We start from the raw sequence: 16852 nt of genomic DNA on the forward strand, positions 1-16852 counted from the left end.
GTCTCGCTCTCAGGCCGCCTGGCTGCCGGCCAGCTTGTCCACCATGCTCCCACCTTCCCCGAACAGCCGCGCCCGCCAGGTCTCGACCAGGTCGTCGGTGGGGATGTCGCTCGGGTGGAAGCCCCGGCGGTCGTAGGCCCGCAGCTCCTGCCAGAGGGCCCGCCGCAGGAGGGGGGTGGTGCGGAGGTGCCGCCAGCTGGCCCGCAGCCGTCCCCGCTGGAAGGTGCCGGGGTCCTGGGCCAAGGAGACCAGCATCTGCGTGACCACCCCCACCACGAAGAGCACCCGCATGGTCCGCATGGTGAGGATCCGCAGCCACTCGGGACCCCCGACCGCCCGGTAGACGTCGAAGGCCACCGCCTTGTGCTCGGTCTCCTCCAGGGCGTGCCAGACGAAGAGGTCCCGCACCGCCGGGTGCCCGAAGGACGCCCGGACGCTCTCGTCCGAGAGCACCAGGGCCCCGAGGGTGGCGGTGAAGTGCTCGAGGGCCGCGGTGGCCGCCAGGTTCGCGATCGGCGGCAGCAGCTTCTCCCGGAGCTTCAAGAACCGGGCCGTCATCCGCTCGAAGTGCTTCGCCGGGTAGCCCAGCTCCTCCATCCGCTCGTTGAAGGCCCGGTGCTCCCGACCGTGGACCGCTTCCTGGCCGATGAAGCCGGCGACCTGGCGCTTCAAGACCGGGTCCTCGATGCGGTCCCGGAAGTGGCGAACCGAGCGGACGAAGAACTCCTCGCCGTCGGGGAACATCGACGAGAGCGACACCGTCAGGTGGCTGAGCAGCAGGTCGTTCCCCTCGGCGAAGTGCCGGGGCACGTCCTCGAAGGAGGCCTCCAGCTGGACCCGTCGCGTCGGAATGCTCTGGGGCGCTTGGCTCCGTTCGGTCGTCATCCGCTCCCCTCCTCGTCGTCCTGACCCACCCTGGACTCCTCGGCCCGATCGCCGGGCCCCCGCCCAGTCACCCGTGGGCCGCCGATCTCAGGATACAGACTTCGACGATTTTGGTCAACTCCTCAATGAGCGTTCTGCTAGAGTCGGGGCGTGGTGCAGGCACGGTCGAGGCGGGCTGGGGCCGAGTCGTCGGCGGCACCGACCCGGCAGGAGTCTGCCCTCGGATCGGCGGGCCGCGCCGGGACGGCGCGTTCGGCGAAGGGCGAGCAGACGCGACGAGCCATCCTGCGGGCGGCCATCGAGCGCTTCGGGCGCGACGGCTTCCGGGCCACCTCGGTGGCCGACATCGCCCGGGACGCCGGGGTGAGCGGGACCCTGGCCTACGCCTACTTCGCCAACAAGGAAGACCTGTTCCTCGCCGCGGTCGACGAGGACGCCGCCTCGGTCATCCGCCAGGGCCTGCTCGAGACCATCGTGGACCCGAGCGTCGAGGACTGGGCCCAGACCCTCGTGTGGTCCGTGGTGGCCGAGCTCGACGGTCACCCCCTGGCCCGGCGCCTGCTGGCCGGCCTGGAGCCCGACGTGACGGCCCGGGTCCTCGAGATCCCGGCCCTGGCCGAGGTCCGCAAGGCCGCCGTGGAGCGCCTGCGGGACGAGCAGCTCCGAGGCCGGGTCCGGGCAGACCTGGACCCCGAGCTGGTCGGCAACGGGATCGTCACCATCATGCTGTCCCTGCTCATGTCCGTGGTCCAGCTCGGCGTCGACGCGGTCGAGCGCTACGGGGCCGAGGTGGCCTCGGTGTTCCACGCGGCCCTCGAACCCCTCGGCGAGAGGGCCCCGGTCGACGCGCCGTGAGCCAGGCCCCCACGTTCCCGGCGCCCGCCGCTCGGCGAGCAGTGGTGGAGGTCTTCGCCGATATCTGGTGCCCCTTCGCCTACCTGGGCCTGCTCCAGGCTCAGCGGGTCCGGGCCGAGAAGGGCCTGGCCTTCGACCTCCTGGTCCGGGCCTGGCCGCTCGAGCTGGTGAACGGTCGGCCCCAGGACCCCGAGAAGGTCGTCCAGGAAGCAACCGAGCTGCGGGACCAGGTCGCCCCGGACCGGTTCGGGGGGCTCCGGGTCGAGGGTTTCCCGACCACCTCGATCCCGGCCCTGGCCCTCGGGGTGGTGGCCGCCCAGGCCGGCCCGGCCCTCGGCGAGGCGGTGGCCCTGGCGCTGCGCGAGGCCCTCTTCGAGGAGGGCGCCGACATCGGGGACCCGGCGGTCCTGGCCCCCCTCGCCGAGCGTTTCGGCCTGGCCCTGCCCGAACCCGAGCGGGCCCGGGCCTTGGTGGCCGCCGAGTACCAGGACGGCCTGGCCCGGGGGGTGCGGGGATCGCCCCACTTCTTCGCCGGCCAGGCCGAGGCCTTCTGCCCCACCCTCCAACTCCGGCGGTCCCCCGAGGGTCTGCAGGCCGCCCTGCACCCCGAGCGGCTGGCCGCCTGGCTCAGCGGCGCCCTGGGCGCGCCACCCCGGTCCTGAGCTCGCCTGCGACGACCCGGGCTGGTCGGGCCCTCGGGAGTTGCCGCTGGTCGGTCCGGCTGGCTAAGAACGCCCCGGAGCCGGACGGGCCGACCTCGTCCGGTGGGAGACCACGGAAGAGGGAGAGGAACTGGTCATGAGCACCACGCAAGGTGGGACCAGGGCGGCCATCGTGACCGGCGCCGCCCGGGGGATCGGGGCGGGGGTCGCCAAGCGGCTCGCCCAGGAGGGGTTCGACGTCGCCGTCTTCGACCTCGACGAGGCCCAGACGAAGGACACCGTGGCGGCCGTCGAGGCCGCCGGGCGCCGAGGCCTGGGGGTGGGGGTCGACGTCTCGGACCCCGACGCCGTGGAGCAGTCGGTGGCCAAGGTGGCCGAGCAGCTGGGCCCGCCGCTGGTCCTGGTGAACAACGCCGGCATCACCCGGGACAACTTGCTCTTCAAGATGTCCCTGGAGGACTGGGACCGGGTCATGGCCGTCCACCTGCGGGGGGCCTTCCTCATGAGCAAGGCCACCCAGAAGTACATGGTGGAGGCCAAGTGGGGCCGCATCGTGAACCTCTCGAGCACCTCGGCCCTCGGCAACCGGGGCCAGGCGAACTACTCGGCGGCCAAGGCCGGTCTCCAGGGCTTCACCCGGACTCTGGCCATCGAGCTCGGGCCCTTCGGCATCACGGTCAACGCCATCGCCCCGGGCTTCATCGCCACGGCCATGACCGAGGCCACCGCCGAGCGCCTGGGCATCACCTTCGAGCAGATGAAGCAGGCCGCCTCGCAGAACATCCCGGTGCGCCGGGTCGGCGAACCCGAGGACGTGGCCCAGGCCGTCGCCTTCTTCGTCGACGAGCGCTCGGGGTTCGTGAACGGCCAGATCCTCTACGTGAGCGGCGGCCCGAACGTCTGAGCTGAGGACGGCTCGACTCGAGCCGATTGGCACCGCTGGCGGGCGGTGTCGCAGGGCCCCGGACCACGCGCCGGGGCCCTGGCGCGTCCAGGCGGCCGAGCGGATGGCCGCTTCGAGGGCTACGCTCCCGCTGCGGGTCGCTGCCGCGGTCGTCGCAGCGGGTATGAAAAGGGGGCCCCGTGCAGGCTGAGGTCAAAGGCGGCACCATGCCGGTGCTCGAAGTCCTGCTCGAACCGGGGGAGTCGCTCATCAGCGACCGCGGCGAGCTGTCGTGGATGTCGGCCAACATGCGCATGACCCAGACCACCACGACCGGCGGCACCGCCGGGCAGGGCGGCGGGCTGATGGCCGGTCTGAAGCGGGTGGTGGGCGGGGGGAGCCTCCTGCTGACCCGGTTCGAACCTGCCGAGGGCACCGGCCTCGTGGTTTTCGCGGCCAAGCTGCCCGGCCACATCGTGCCCCTCACCGTCGGGCCCCAACAGGCCTACCTCGTGCACCGGCACGGCTGGCTGTGCGGCACCCCGGGGATCGTGCCCACCATGGCCTTCCAGCAGAGCCTTGGAGGCATGGTCTTCGGCGGCGAGGGGTTCGTCCTCCAGCGCCTCGAAGGGGAGGGCACGGCGTGGATCGAGCTCTCGGGCGAGCTCACCACCTACCAGCTGGCCCCCGGCCAGCAGCTCGTCGTCCACCCCGGGCACGTCGGGGCGTTCAGCGAGACCGTCCAGTTCCAGGTCAGTCGGGTGCCGGGCATCGTGAACCGATGGGCCGGCGGGGACGGCCACTGGGTCGTCGTCCTGACCGGCCCCGGCCAGGTCTGGCTCCAGTCCATGCCCCTGCCGATCCTCGCCGCCGCCCTCCGGCCCTACCTCGGCGACGGCACCTCCGACGCGGTCGCAGGCGGAGCGGTGGGCGGCATGCTCGGCAGCATCCTCGGCCGGTGAGCGAAGGGAGTCGGTGATGGCACTCAAGGATCGCCTCGGCAAGCTGAACGAGACGGTCGACCGCTTGAAGACCCAGGCCGGCACTCTGGCGGACAAGGCCCAAGAACAGGCTCGTCTCGGTCAGCAACGCCTCGAGCAGTTCCAGGCGAAGAAACAAGCGGACCAGCTCTTGCTCGAGCTCGGGGGTCTCGCGTACCTCGATCAGGCCGGCCGCCTCGACGAGCAGGGACACCAGCGGATGGCCTCGCTGCTCGACCAGCTCCGGGCCTTCGAGGCGGCGAACGGACCGATCACGGTCACCCGGGCCGTGCCCCCGCCGGGGGACACGGGGAACTACGTGCCCGCCGGGGCCGGCGGCACCCCTCCCGCCCCGAGCCCCGCTCCCTCGCCAGGCACCCCCTCGACCGAGCCGGGCCCCGCCCCCGGGTTCGCCCCGAGCGGCGGACCGCTCCCCAAGGCCACCTACGCGTCCGACCAGGACGCCGAGAACCCCGCAGAGAACCCCGAGCCCTGAGGCCCGCGCTCGAGCGCGGCTCGCCCCTGGCGATCCGCCTCGGGTTTCGCTGGCGGGTTTAGCTGGCCTCGGCGCAGCGCAGGGCGGCCTGGGCGAGGCGGGCGCTGCGGACGTCCCCCGTGGCCCCGAGGCTCATGCGGTTCATGACGTAGCCGAGGGCCAGTTCCCGGTCGGGGTCGGCCCACCCGACCGACCCGCCGGCCCCGAAGTGGCCGAAGGACCGGGGCCCGCCCATGCGGGCTTCCGCGATGACGCCGGTGTGGAGCATGAACCCGAGCCCCCACTGGATGTCGAGGCCGAGGAGGACCCGATCGGGCCCCGTGGTCTGCTGGACGAGGGCAGCCTTGAGCTGCTCGGGGCGCAGGAGCCGGAGGCGCCCGCCCGTGGCCGTCTCGGTCTCCGTGCAGCAGGCGCTGTAGAGCTGGGCGAGGGAGCGGGCGTCGCAGATGCCGTTCGCTGCGGGGATCTCCGCCCGGTGGACCTCGGGACGGTTCCAGATCCCCGGCTCGGCCAGGGCGCCGCCGGGGGCCTGGAGGGCCTTCGTGAGAGGCCCGTCGGGGGCCAGGTACTCGCCGGCCAGGGCCACCATGGCCTCCAGCTCCGGGTCCGGGGCGGCCCCGCCCCCGGACGCGCCAGGGGTCGCTGGCGCCGCCTCGGGATCGAGGGCCGAGACCAGGCGGGCCACCTTCGGCTCCTCGGCCTCGGGCAGGCCGATCCAGGCCCGGGCCCCGAGGGGTCGGCTGACCCGGTCCTGGAGGAACGGGCCGATCCGCTGGCCGGCCACCCGGCGGATGACTTCGCCGACGAGCCAGCCGAAGGTGGTGGCGTGGTAGCCGTGGGCGCTGCCCGGGGGCCAGGCCGGGGCCTGGCGGGCCAGGGCCTCGCAGACCGGGTCCCACGCCAGGGCCTCGTCGAGGGTCATCGGGGTGTCCACCCAGGCCAGCCCGGCCCGGTGGGCCAGGAGGTCGGCCACCGTCACCTGCCCCTTGCCGGCCTGGGCGAACTCGGGCCAGTACCGGGCCACCGGGGCCTGGAGGTCGAGCCGACCGTCCTGAGCGAGGAGGTGGGCGCAGAGGGACGTCCAGCCCTTGGTGGTGGAGAAGACGAGGGCCACGGTGTCCTCGTCCCAGGGCCGCCCCGTCCGGGGATCGGCGAGGCCGCCCCAGAGGTCCACCACCTTGCGGCCCCGGTGGTAGCAGGCGAAGGCCGCGCCGACCTCGAGTCCCTCGGCGAAGTTCTGCCCGAACGCGTCGGCGACCGGTTCCCAGCCGGGCGCCGTCCAGCCCCGCACCGGCCCGTCAGCCGCCCCGGCGTCCCCCAGGTCCTGGCGCTGCTCGACCATGCCGACCCCCTCGTGCCGCCGCTTCCTCCCGAGTGGACGGTAGCGGAGGGCGCGCCGCCGGGCACAGCTGGCGGGCAGCCCGACCCCCGGAAGCGCTCAGGACGCCGGGGCGCTGCAGGTGACCTCGGTGCCGACGACGCTTTGGACGACCGCGTCGGGGAAGCGGGCGGCGAGGGCCTGTTGGGCTCGCCAGCCGGTGCAGTGGCCCGGCACGAGCACCGCGGGAGCCAGCCCGGCCAGCTCGTCGAGCACCCGGGGCAGCAGGGGGGCGAAGACCGGGCCACCGAGGTGGAAACCGCCGATCACCCCGTACAGCGGGCGGTCCCCGGCGAGACGCTGGGCGAAGCGGCAGAGGTTCACCACACCGGCGTGGCCGCAGCCGGTCACCACGACCAGGCCCCGCCCGGCGACGTCCACCACGAGGGCCTGGTCGTCGGCCGTGAGCCGATCGTCCTCCCAATGCCCGCGCACGAACGCCTCCTGCCCGGGCAAGCCGGGTTCGAAGCCGCTCGTGCGGGCCACCTCGCCGGTGAGCAGGACCGAGCCGTCGAGCAACAGGCTGGGGTCGGGACCCTCGAGCACCTCGAAGCCGAGTCCTTCGATGGCGGAGCGACTCGGGGTGGGCAGCTCCATGGGCTCCTCGCCCGGCACGCTGAGCCGCCGGCGACGCCAGCCGTCGGGGTGGAGGACGAGGGGCAGCCCGGTGCGTCCGCCGAGCGCCTCGGCCAGGCCAGCGAGGCCCCCCGTGTGGTCGTAGTGGCCGTGGCTCAGCACCACCGCTTCGATGGCCCCGGGGTCGAGGCCCAGCCGGCGGAGGTTGCTTGCCGCCCCGCGGGGGCTCACGCCGGTGTCGAACAGCAGGGTCCGGGTCCGCCCGGCCCGCTCGACCTCGACCCAGCAGGCGTAGCCGTGCTCGGCCACGAGCCCGTCGGGCCCCACCCCGCCCTCGAAGGTCGGCACCGGCTGGACGAGGGAGCGGTTCTGCCGGACCCGCCGCACTCCGGGCTGGTCGGCCAGGGCGTCCACCGCGTTGTCCAGCACGACCCGCACCGTGAGCCGGTCCACCGGGGCGAGCCGCAGCCCCTCGGGGACCGGCACCTCCCAGAACAGCTCGGCGGGCGCCGCGAGCGAGCTCACACTGGCCGCCCCGTGCTCCTGACACATAGCCCCTCCCCTCTCGCGGCGCACGTCCCTCGCCGCCTCCGCAGCCTACGGAGCCGCTGTCGTCCCGTCGGGAACCTCGACCCTGAAGACCCTCGACAACCTCGCCGGCTCGTGTCACAGTTGCACAACGATGCTGACGCTATGTGGGCACAGAGGTGGGGCAGCTGGGTGGGGCTTGACTCGGGGCGTCGCCCTCGCCTGCAGCGTCGGAGCGCTCGGCATGAGCGGGCTCGTCCCCCTCGGAGCCCCCGGCTGGGCTGCTGGCGTCGCCTCGGCCGGCTCGACCTGCGAGAGCTCGGGGATGGCTGCTCGCAGCGGCACAGCGCGCAGGGACACTGCCGCGGCAGACTGAGATGGCGCGAGCGGGTCGAGCACCAGGCCGAAGCGTCCCGAGGACCGAGAAGGCGGCCAAGGGATGCGGTGCGCGCAGCTGACGGCGGCGGTGACGACGGCCACAGCGGGCCTCGACCGGCGTCTCGGCCGCGGCGGGTCATCCGGCTCGCGCCCGTCCCTGCTGGTGGGGACCCTCACGGTGGATCAGACCATCCGTGCCCAGGCGAACTGGATCGCCTCGACCCAGCTGAGCGATGGGGCCATCCCCGAGGCCCCGGTCCCCGCGGGCAACACGTCGGCGTACGTGACCCCGTACGTGTCGGACTACGCCGTCATGGGCCTGGCCCGGGCGGCGGCAGTGACCGGTGATCAGGCGTACCTGAGCGATGCCTGGAAGATGCTCGATTTCTACGCACGCCACGAGCAGCCGAGCACCGGCTACGTCGACGACTTCAACGTTCCCTACCCCTCGGGAACCGGCGCAGAGCCGACGGGGCATTACAACTCGACGGACTCCTACGCCGCCCTGTTCCTCCTGGGGGCTTATGAGACCGTCGAGGCCGGGGGAGGCACCATCCCTCGAGCCGACAGCTGGGTGGTCGGTGCGGCGACGACCGCCCTCGACGCCCTGCTCTCCACCCAGCAGGCCAGCGGGCTCTTCTTCGCGACACCCACCTACACCGCGGCGCTGGCCATGGACAACGCCGAGGACGACGGCGGACTGCTCGCCGCTGCCAGGCTCTTCGGCATTGCCGGTGACAGCGAAGCAGCAACGAGGGCGAGGACCGCAGCGGAAAGGCTCGGAACCGGCATCCAGAAGGACATGTGGAACGCCACGCAAGGGAGCTTCGACTGGGCCGTCCCGGAGAGCGGTGCGCCGAACGTCTCGAACGTGGCGACGACGAAGTACCCGGATGCTGTCGCCCAGGCCTGGATGGTCGGCTACGGGGCCGTGACACCCACCGAGGCCTTCGAGCTCGTGAACGAGCTGGAGGGCTTCCAACCCGAGCTCTTCTCCTGGGATCTCCGCGGATCTGGTCGCCGCGTCGTATCACTGGCCAGTCACGACGGGTGCCGTTGGGGAGCTCATCGTCGCGGAGACCGGAGGGCTGGGACTCTCCCCGCCCTTCCACCAGCAGTGCGAGCCGACGACGAACACCTCGGGTAGCTGCGCACCGGGGTCAAGGAGCGCCATCCCGGTCGGGACGGTGGGGGGCGCCACCTTGGCCGGCGTGCTAGGGGTGGCCGGAGGCACGGTGCTCGTGTTCGACCGCCGTCGACGGCGGCACCCCCCGAAGGGTTGCCGCACCAGCCGGTAGCCTGACGAGGCCTCGGCGCCGGGCCGGCAGCCATCGGCTCAGCGACCTCGGGGTCCGGCCCGCCCCTTCGACCCAACAACTCGATCGACCGGCACAACCCCTCGACAACGCTGCCCACGCGTGGCACACTGACACAATGATGCTCACGCAGGGTGACCGATGGGGCCGACGGTTCGGGTGGGGGGTCACCCGGCGCCTGGGAGTGGCCTTGAGCGTCGGGGCCCTCGGCCTCGGGGGGCTGAGCGCGGCGAGCCTCGGGAGCGGGGCCGGGACCGGGGCGGCGATCGACCCGGCGTACTCCGGCTGCCAGACCCTGGGCATCGCCGGGGCGTTCAACCTCTTCGCCGGGGGCGGGTTCACAGCACAGAGCGGGGACATCGTCGGCACCCTCGCCGCGGGGGGGAACGTGACGGTCTCCTCGTTCAGGGTCGACTCGGGCAACGACCCGGCGGTGGACGGGGCGACGCTGGTGGCCGGCGGGAACCTGACCTTCAAGCGCGGCTCGATCGCGGGGAACCACGTCGCCGACTACCGGGGCACCCGGGACGAGTCGGGCGTCGCACCGGGCAAGTTCCAGAAGGTCGGAGCTGGGAAGCCGTTCTCGTTCAGCACCGCGCTCGGGCACATCGACCAGGTGAGCAGCTCCCTCGCCGCCCTGCCCCAGCCGAGCTTCGACACGGTCGGCTCGGCGCCCGGCGGGGCCCTGGCGCTCACCGAGGGCCCCGGGGGTCGGAGCCCGAACGTCTTCGACCTGAGTGCCAGCCAGCTCCAGGACGCGGCCGGCGTGGTGATCACCGTGACGCCAGGGTCGACGGTGGTGGTGAACGTGTCGGGCAGCACGGTTTCCTTCGACCACCTGGCCTACGTCTCGGTGAACGGGTCCCAGGCGGCGAACGCCGGGGAGACGGTCCTCTGGAACTTCCCCGACGCGAGGAGCATCAGCTACGCCAGGGGCCTGAACTGGCTGGGCTCGATCCTGGCCCCGAAGGCCGACCTGACCCTGGGCAGCGGCGAGTACCACGGGAACGTCATCGTGGGTGGGTCCGCCGCCTACAGCCAAGGCAGCGAGGTGCACGACCAGCTCTTCGACGGGTGCCTGCCCTTGCCGAAACGGACGAGCACCGTCCCGGTCGGTGCCGTGGGGGGCGCGACCCTGGCCGGGATGCTGGGGGTCGTCGGGGGCAGCCTGCTCCTCGTGGACCGCCGTCGGCGTCGGCGGGCCGTCGGGGCCTCGACCGGGCCCGTCGCCTGAGCACGTCGGCCGGGTCCGCCGCCTGAGGCCTCAGGCCGGAGCCTTGGCGGCCGTGGCTCCCGAGCGGGCGATGGCGGCCTGGTCGGTGCCGAGGTAGGACTCGACGACCCGGGGATGGGCGAGGACCTCCTCGGGGGTGCCCTCGGCGATGACCCCGCCGAGCTCGAGGGCCACGAGCCGGTCGCAGAGGCCCCGCAGGAGGGGCATGTCGTGCTCGATGACGAGCACCGCGCAGCCGGTCTCCTGCTGGACTCGGCGGAGCAGGGGGCCGAGGGCCTCGGTCTCCCGCTGGGCGACGCCCCCTGAGGGCTCGTCGAGGAGCAGCACGGCGGGGTCCTGGGCGAGCACGCAGGCCAGCTCGACGATCCGCCGGGTGCCCGTGGACAGCTCCCCGACGAGCTTCTCGGCGTAGGCCCCGAGGCCCAGGGCTTCCACGAGGCGGGCCACGTCCGCCGCCACCGTCAGCTCGGCGTCCGAGGAGGCCGGGAGCCGGAGCCCGGCGGCCACGAGGGCCCGGGAGCGCAGGTGGCGTTCGCGGGCCACGGCGATGGTCTCGGCGACGGTCAGGGCCGGGTAGAGCCGGGCGTCCTGGAAGGTCCGGCCCAGGCCGGCCAGGGCCCGCTGGTGGGCCGGCCAGGCCCCGATGTCCACCCCGCCGAGCACCACCCGGCCCTCGTCCAAGGGCAGCAGCCCGGTGACGAGGTCCAGCAGGGTGGTCTTGCCCGCCCCGTTGTGGCCGATGAGGCCCAGCACCTCGCCGTCGTGCAGGGTCAGGTCGACCCCGTTCACCGCCACCACACCCCCGAAGCGTTTCGTGGCGCCCCGGACCTCGAGCACCGGCGGCCCGAGCGGCTCGGCGGCCTGCTCGTCGTCGCCGACGCGCCCCTCGGGGGCGCGGACCGCGGTGTCCTCGCCGGCGAGGGCCGCCTCGGCGCCGGCCAGGAAGACCGAGCGGAGGACGTCGGGGCGGGCGAGGAGCTCGGCGGTCGGGCCGCTGAAGCGGACCTCCCCCTTCTCGAGGAACACCGCCCGCTCGGCCAGCTCCAGGGCGACGTTGACGGACTGCTCGACCACCACCACCGTGACCCCTTCAGCGTGCAGCAGCCGGACGACCTCGAGGAGCTGACCGACGACGGTGGGGGCGAGGCCCAGGGAGAGCTCGTCGAGGAGCAGCACCCGGGGCCGCACCATGAGGGCCATGGCCAGAGAGAGCATCTGCTGCTCCCCGCCCGAGAGGCTGCCGGCCTCCTGGTGGAGGCGGGTGGCGAGCACCGGGAAGAGGGCCAGGACCCGTTGGCGGGCGGCGCGCAGGGCGCCGGGGTCCCGGCGGGCCAGCCAGCCGCCCAGGCGGAGGTTCTCCTCGACGCTCAGCGACGGGAACACCCCCCGGCCCCCGGGCATGAGCCGGACCCCGAGCTCGGCCAGGGCCCCGGCGGGACGGTTCGTCACCCGCCGGCCGCCCAGGCGGACCTCCCCGCCCTGCACCCGGGCCAGCCCGGCGACCGCCTTCAACAGGGTCGACTTGCCCGCCCCGTTCGTCCCGAGCAGGGCCACGAGCTCCCCCTCGCCGACCTCCAGGTCCACGCCGAAGAGCACCTGGACCTGGCCGTAGGCGACCTCGACCTCCCGGCACAGAAGGGCCGGCTCGGTGCCCGGCCCGGCCAGGGGGGCGACGGGCAGCGCCGCGCCCCGCCCCCGCGGGGAAGCGTCCCGGAGCGCCGGTGCCAGCTCCTCCCCGGCCGCCTGGTCGGCGCCGGTGGGGGCCCGGTCGGCGGTCAGGGTCGGGACCTCCAGGCCTCGGCGGTGGGCCACGAGGCGCAGCAGGCGGTCTCGGAGGCGGGTCAGGGCCTCGGCGAGGCCGCCGGGGAGCACGAGGAGCAGGACGAGGAGGCCGAAGCCGGCGATCTCGAGCTGGTAGGTGGGGAAGAGGGCCGAGGCCAGCTCGATCACCCCGACCCCGAGGAGCGCGCCGCCGATGGACCCGAGGCCGCCGATGACCGCCATGGAGAACACGAGGAGGCTGAGGGAGGGGTCGTAGGTGTCGAAGCCGACGGCGCGCAGCCCGAGGGCGTAGAGCCCGCCGGCGACCCCGGCGACCACGCCGGCCAGGACGAAGGCGGCCAGCTTGGCCCGCACGGTCGGCACCGCCATGGCGGCCGCCGCCCGCTCGTTGTCGCGGGTCGCCACCAGGACCCGCCCGGCCCGGGCTCGGCGGAGCCCGGCCACGAAGGCCACGGTGAGGCCGAGGAGCACCAGGCAGAACTCGGCGAAGGCCCGACCGTCGGCCAGGTTCACCCGGTCCCAGAGGACCGGCCGGAGGAAGCTCTGGGGGATCTCGGCCGAGAAGTTCGTGGGGTTCAAGAAGTACGCGTTCACGGCCACGGCCAGGGCGAGGGTCGAGACCGCCAGGAAGATCCCCCGGATCCGCAGGGCCGGCAGGCCGACCACGACGGCCAGCACCGCGCCGGCCGCCCCCGCGGCGGCCAGGGCGAGGAAGAGGTCCGCGTTCGCCTTCTCGATGAGGTCCCCGGCCACCACCCCGCCGATGCCGGCGATGGCGAACTGCCCGAGGCTCACGCTGCCTGCCCAGCCCGAGAGGACCACGAGGGACACGGCCACCATGCCGAAGGCGCAGCCCACGGCCACTTCCAGCTCGGCCCCGGGCCCGAGGACGAAGGGGAGGGCCAGGGCCCCGCCGACCGCCAGGGCGCCGAGCAACCAGCGGGCGGCCTGCACCTCGGGGAGGTGGCGCAGGGCGCTCGGGATCGGGCGGCTCACCCCGGCGGCGCTCCAGGTCTCCTCGCCGACCGCCCGGCTGCGGCTGGGTCGCTGCAGGAGTAGGGCCACGAGGATGACGCCGAGCAGCACGACGTCGGCGACCGCCTGCTCGGAGACGTTGAACTGGACCACCTCGGTGACCACCCCGAGGCCCACCCCAGCCCAGAAGGCCTGGGGCAGGCGCTCCATGCGGGCCACCACGGCCGCGGCCAGGGCCGGCAGGAGGAGGTCGGGGCCCGCCGCGGCCGAGAGGACCAGCCCCTGGGACGGGGCGCTGACCACGGTGGTGAGCGCCGCGACGCCGCCGGCGATGACCCAGACGAGGGTGGTGAGCCGGCGCACCGGGATGCCGAGCAGGAGGGCCCGGTCACGGTTGTCTGCCACCGCCCGGATGGCCGCCCCGGCGTCGGTCCGGAGCAGGAAGACGCTCAGACCAAGGAGCACGAGGGGCACCGCCAGGGCGATGACGAGGTCGTTGCCGGTGAAGAGGACCGGGAAGACCTCCACGTGGGCCCGGGACAAGAAGGTGGAGAACCCACCGATCAGGGTCGGACCGCCGATCCAGCGGGGCAGGAGCAGCTGCAGGCCGCCGAGGCCTTGGGCGAGGCCGATGGTGGCCACGGTCACCACCAGGCGGGGCGCGTCGGTGAAGCGTCGCAGCACGGCGTCGACCCCGAGGCCGACCAGGCCGCCGAAGAGCACGGCCAGCACCAGGCAGGCCAGCCAGTTCACGTGGTCGGCCAGGAACAGCTCGACCCCGGCGGTGGCCGCCAACGAGCCCATGGCCCCATACGCGAAGTTCACGATGCGGCTGGCCCGGTAGGTGAGGACCAGGCCCATGGCCAGAAGGCCCTCGACCGCCCCGTACTCCGCCCCCTCGAGCAGCACCCCGCCGGGGGCGACGCGGGGCAGGGCGTTGGCCACCACGACGGCCAGGACGAGGGCACCGGCCAGGCCGGCCAGGGCCCGCAGCGTCCGGCCGTCCCCGAAGGCGGCCCGGAGACGCCCCGCGGCGAGGGTCCTCACGGCCGCCTCACGAGCTGCACTGCCCGGGGGTGAAGGGGAACCCGGCGGGCAGGGGCGGGGGTCCCGAGGGGTACTGCCCGGGCAGGTATCGGGGGCTGTCGATCTGGTAGGCCCCGCACTTGCCGTTGTAGACGGAGATCTTGTTGGGGTTCCACGAGATGATGACCGAGTCGCGTTCGGGCGTGTAGGTGCCCGGCGGGAACCCCCAGGTGCCGAACTGGGCGTTCGGGGCGCCGCGGACCGACCCCGGGTAGGCCCGCAGCCCTTCCTTGAAGGTCTGCGGGGTCAGGTCGGGCCCGGCCATCTGGATGCCGATGGCGATCTCGAGCATCTGCTCGTAGATGAGGTTCACCTCCTCGGCGGCGGGGGGCGGCTGGCCGGTGGCCTCCTCGTAGGCCGCCCAGCCCAAGGTGTCCTGGGCCGGCAGGGTCGGGCCGTTGTAGGAGACGCCGAAGGCGTGGGCCCACTCCTGCTGGTCGAAGAGCTGCCCGACGATGTCGGTGTCGGTGAGGGCCACGCCGACCACCACCCACTCCGGGAAGTAGTCCTGCTCGGCCGCCCGGGCGGTCAGGTAGATGGGGAAGATGGGGTCGCAGCCGCAGTAGATGGTGGTGACCCCGTCGTCCTGCAGCTTGGCGATGACCGAGGCCGCCTGGCTCGAGAGGGTCGAGAGGTCCAGCTGGTACTGGATGTCGTCGGTGATGTGCTGCCCGTGGGCCTCGGCGTAGGCGATGGCCGCGTTGGCGCACTGCTGGTACCAGGGGTTGTCCGGGGCGATCACCGCGTACTTGCGGGGCTGGCCCTTGAGGGACCCCCCGGCGTACTGGGCCGGGCCGGAGAGCTCCTTCACCCCGAACTCCGAGGCGGTGGTGGCCACGTCGTTGCACTCGGTGTCCACGCTCCACTCATAAGGGGACCGAGCGGCCATCCACTGCGCCGAGAGGTACGGCGCCCCGAAGGCGATGACGTGCTGCTGGGCCAGGGCGGCGTCGTAGGGCTCGGTGGTGCCGTTCAGCTCCCCGAAGGCGTGGATCTGCTGGGCGGCGGTGATGGCGTCGGCGTCCGCCTGCGCCTGGCCCTCGCCGAGCAGCTCGTTCGTCTCCGAGCCCTGGCCCTGGAAGAAGACGACGTGGATCTTGCGGCCGTAGAACTGGTAGTGGCTGTTGAAGTACTGCTCGAGGCCCCGAATGGTCTGCTCGATGTCGGCGGTGGTGAAGGAGAACGTGGCCCCGCCGATGGCCGCCAGCTGCTGCTGGAAGCTCGTGGCGTCCGAGGTGATCCGGTAGGAGAGGGTGATGGTGCTCCCGGTCACGCCCTGCGAGGTGGCCCCCCCGTTGTTCCCCGAGAAGTCGATGCACGGCGGCGAGTAGGGGTCCCCGGCCACCTGGCGGCTCCCCCCGGGGCAGTTGTCGGCCAGGGTTCCGCCGGTCACCGGGCGGCCCGAGCCGTCGCTCACCACCGTGGCGCTCCCCCCGGCACCCACCCCGCCGGGCGCCCCGGCCGACCCCCCGGCGTTCGAGGCGCCGGCACCGCTCCCGCCCGTCGCGCCGGTACCGCCGGTCGCGCCGGCGCGGGCGCTGCTCGCCGACCCGGGCGCGCCGTTCGCCACCGCCCCGGGGGCACCGGCGGTCGTCTTCGTCACGACCTCCTCGGTCGGGGCCACGCTCGGCACGAGGACCGCCATGAGCAGGAACGCCACCACGCCGACCACGAGGGGCCCGTAGCCCTTCAGCAGGTGCCGCACGGCGGGGTCCCGGGGCAGGCGCAGCTTGGCGAACGCCCCGTGGGCACCCCCCTGCTCGGATCGTCCCAGCGTGCCCATGGCTCACCCTCCCCGCAGCCCCGGCCGGCGTCGTAGCCGGACGACGTCCCACCCGGCCACGACCCCGAGTACCCCGAGGGCCCCGAGGGCCGCGGGCAGGGCGTGGTCCGTGCCGCAGCGCCCCCCGGCCAGGCTCTGGCAGGCCACGGTGCTCGTGACCCGCAACGCCGAGGCCGGGCCGCTGGCCGCGCCCGCAGCGCCGGCGGACCCGGTGGCCGGGACCCCCGCGGCGCCACCGGTCCCGAGCCCGCCTGTCCCGCCCCCACCGAGGAGGCCGGCGGCGGGGCCGCCGCCCGGGCCCCCGCCGGCCGTGCTCGTCGCACCGAAGCCGCTCGTCCCGCCGAGGTCCACGGCGAAGGGGTTGGTGGCGACCTGGTCGGTGGTGCCGGCCTGGACCCCCCCGAAGGCCAGGGTGAGGCTGCCTGCCCCGGCCAGGATCCCGATGCCGATGTCCCCGAGGGTCAGCTCGGTGCCGAAGGTGCACGACACGCCGAGCAGGGCTTGCTGGATGGCGTCGCGGACGGTCTCGCTCGGCCCGAGCAGCGGTCCGACGAGCTGCCGGCCGAGGGCCGAGTTGCTGAGCTGGACGACCAGGGGGGTCTCCTGGACGGTGCCCTGGGCCTGGTCGACCTGGGTGGTCGGCCACTGCACGCCGAGCCCGGTCGGTCCGAGGGCCTGGTCGAGGGGCCCGAGCAGGTCGCTGGCCGGCAGGGCCGGGGGGTTCGGCAAGGGCACCCCGGCGACCTGGACCCCGCCGAGGTGGAACGAGCCGGTGGCGAGCTGGCTGGCGCCGCTCTCCTGCTCGACGGTCCACTCCAGCCCGTCGAGGACCACGAGGCCCCCGAGGAGCGAGAGGCTCGAGAGCTGGACGCTGGCCGTGGCCTGGCGGACGTCCCCGCCGACGAAGGCGACGTGGGCGCTGGCCACGCCGCTGCCGACCTGGAGGACCCCGGGCACCGAGAAGGCGGCGAGGGTGGTGGTGGCGGTGCCCGCGGGTTCCGGCGTGGTGGCGGCCTGCTGGACCCCGACGCCGACCCCGGCGGACCCGGGGATGG

The 16852-nt window shown here is 74.0% G+C and carries 12 protein-coding genes and 1 pseudogene; 7 read left to right on the top strand and 6 right to left on the bottom strand.

The features are described 5' to 3' along the window. Window positions 1-9 precede the first annotated feature (9 nt). Window positions 10-885, bottom strand: a complete 876-nt coding sequence (locus Acit_RS11250) for a metal-dependent hydrolase (RefSeq protein WP_248109103.1) — start codon at window positions 883-885, stop codon at window positions 10-12. A gap of 150 nt (window positions 886-1035) precedes the next feature. On the opposite strand from Acit_RS11250, the gene Acit_RS13715 reads away from it, so the two are divergent. From Acit_RS13715 to Acit_RS11275, 5 genes are all read left to right on the top strand, one after another. Continuing rightward, the gene (locus Acit_RS13715; protein ID WP_312710532.1) at window positions 1036-1740 is read left to right on the top strand and encodes a TetR/AcrR family transcriptional regulator; all 705 of its coding nucleotides are present in this window, start codon (window positions 1036-1038) and stop codon (window positions 1738-1740) included. Then, on the top strand, window positions 1737-2402 hold the full coding sequence (locus tag Acit_RS11260) for a DsbA family oxidoreductase (protein ID WP_248109105.1): 666 nt from the start codon (window positions 1737-1739) through the stop codon (window positions 2400-2402). Before Acit_RS13715 ends, Acit_RS11260 begins: the two co-directional genes overlap by 4 nt. 136 nt (window positions 2403-2538) lie before the next feature. Next, complete coding sequence (fabG, locus tag Acit_RS11265; protein ID WP_248109106.1) at window positions 2539-3306, top strand: 3-oxoacyl-ACP reductase FabG; 768 nt, start codon at window positions 2539-2541, stop codon at window positions 3304-3306. Between the two features lie 179 nt (window positions 3307-3485). After that, a complete protein-coding gene (locus Acit_RS11270) occupies window positions 3486-4247 on the top strand; it encodes an AIM24 family protein (RefSeq protein WP_248109107.1) in 762 nt (253 codons plus the stop codon). A gap of 16 nt (window positions 4248-4263) precedes the next feature. Beyond that, complete coding sequence (locus Acit_RS11275; RefSeq protein WP_248109109.1) at window positions 4264-4761, top strand: hypothetical protein; 498 nt, start codon at window positions 4264-4266, stop codon at window positions 4759-4761. Between the two features lie 58 nt (window positions 4762-4819). Here Acit_RS11275 and Acit_RS11280 read toward each other — a convergent pair whose 3' ends face one another. Then, entirely contained in the window at window positions 4820-6103 is a 1284-nt protein-coding gene (locus Acit_RS11280; protein ID WP_248109111.1) for a serine hydrolase domain-containing protein, read from the bottom strand. Between the two features lie 96 nt (window positions 6104-6199). Next, window positions 6200-7267 carry an MBL fold metallo-hydrolase gene (locus tag Acit_RS11285; protein WP_248109113.1) on the bottom strand — a complete coding sequence of 356 codons (1068 nt, stop codon included), beginning with the start codon at window positions 7265-7267 and terminating at the stop codon, window positions 6200-6202. A 532-nt stretch (window positions 7268-7799) separates the two neighbouring features. Here Acit_RS11285 and Acit_RS11290 point away from each other — a divergent pair. Together Acit_RS11290 and Acit_RS11295 are read left to right on the top strand one after the other, a co-directional pair. Continuing rightward, window positions 7800-8768: a hypothetical protein gene (locus Acit_RS11290; protein WP_248109114.1), complete on the top strand. Its 969-nt coding sequence runs from the start codon at window positions 7800-7802 to the stop codon at window positions 8766-8768. Window positions 8769-9058: 290 nt separating this feature from the next. After that, entirely contained in the window at window positions 9059-10171 is a 1113-nt protein-coding gene (locus Acit_RS11295) for a choice-of-anchor A family protein (protein ID WP_248109115.1), read from the top strand. Window positions 10172-10201: 30 nt separating this feature from the next. Here the strand turns inward: Acit_RS11295 and Acit_RS11300 are convergent, their stop codons facing one another. The 3 genes and pseudogenes from Acit_RS11300 to Acit_RS11310 all read right to left on the bottom strand — a co-directional run. Further along, window positions 10202-13975, bottom strand: a complete 3774-nt coding sequence (locus tag Acit_RS11300) for an ATP-binding cassette domain-containing protein (protein WP_248109117.1) — start codon at window positions 13973-13975, stop codon at window positions 10202-10204. A 7-nt stretch (window positions 13976-13982) separates the two neighbouring features. Then, window positions 13983-15797, bottom strand: a complete 1815-nt coding sequence (locus Acit_RS11305; protein ID WP_248109119.1) for a type 1 periplasmic-binding domain-containing protein — start codon at window positions 15795-15797, stop codon at window positions 13983-13985. A 3-nt stretch (window positions 15798-15800) separates the two neighbouring features. Continuing rightward, window positions 15801-16852 (bottom strand): annotated as a pseudogene (locus tag Acit_RS11310) (hypothetical protein); the annotation flags it as partial.

The sequence above is a fragment of the Aciditerrimonas ferrireducens genome (assembly GCF_023130475.1).
Taxonomy (GTDB): Bacteria; Actinomycetota; Acidimicrobiia; order Acidimicrobiales; family UBA8190; genus Aciditerrimonas; species Aciditerrimonas ferrireducens.

Coding starts and splice junctions, on each gene's coding strand:
- Acit_RS11250 (WP_248109103.1), bottom strand. CDS start 885: ATGACGACCGAACGGAGCCAAGCGCCCCAGAGCATTCCGACGCGACGG.
- fabG (WP_248109106.1), top strand. CDS start 2,539: ATGAGCACCACGCAAGGTGGGACCAGGGCGGCCATCGTGACCGGCGCC.
- Acit_RS11275 (WP_248109109.1), top strand. CDS start 4,264: ATGGCACTCAAGGATCGCCTCGGCAAGCTGAACGAGACGGTCGACCGC.
- Acit_RS11280 (WP_248109111.1), bottom strand. CDS start 6,103: ATGGTCGAGCAGCGCCAGGACCTGGGGGACGCCGGGGCGGCTGACGGG.
- Acit_RS11285 (WP_248109113.1), bottom strand. CDS start 7,267: ATGTGTCAGGAGCACGGGGCGGCCAGTGTGAGCTCGCTCGCGGCGCCC.
- Acit_RS11295 (WP_248109115.1), top strand. CDS start 9,059: ATGCTCACGCAGGGTGACCGATGGGGCCGACGGTTCGGGTGGGGGGTC.
- Acit_RS11305 (WP_248109119.1), bottom strand. CDS start 15,797: ATGGGCACGCTGGGACGATCCGAGCAGGGGGGTGCCCACGGGGCGTTC.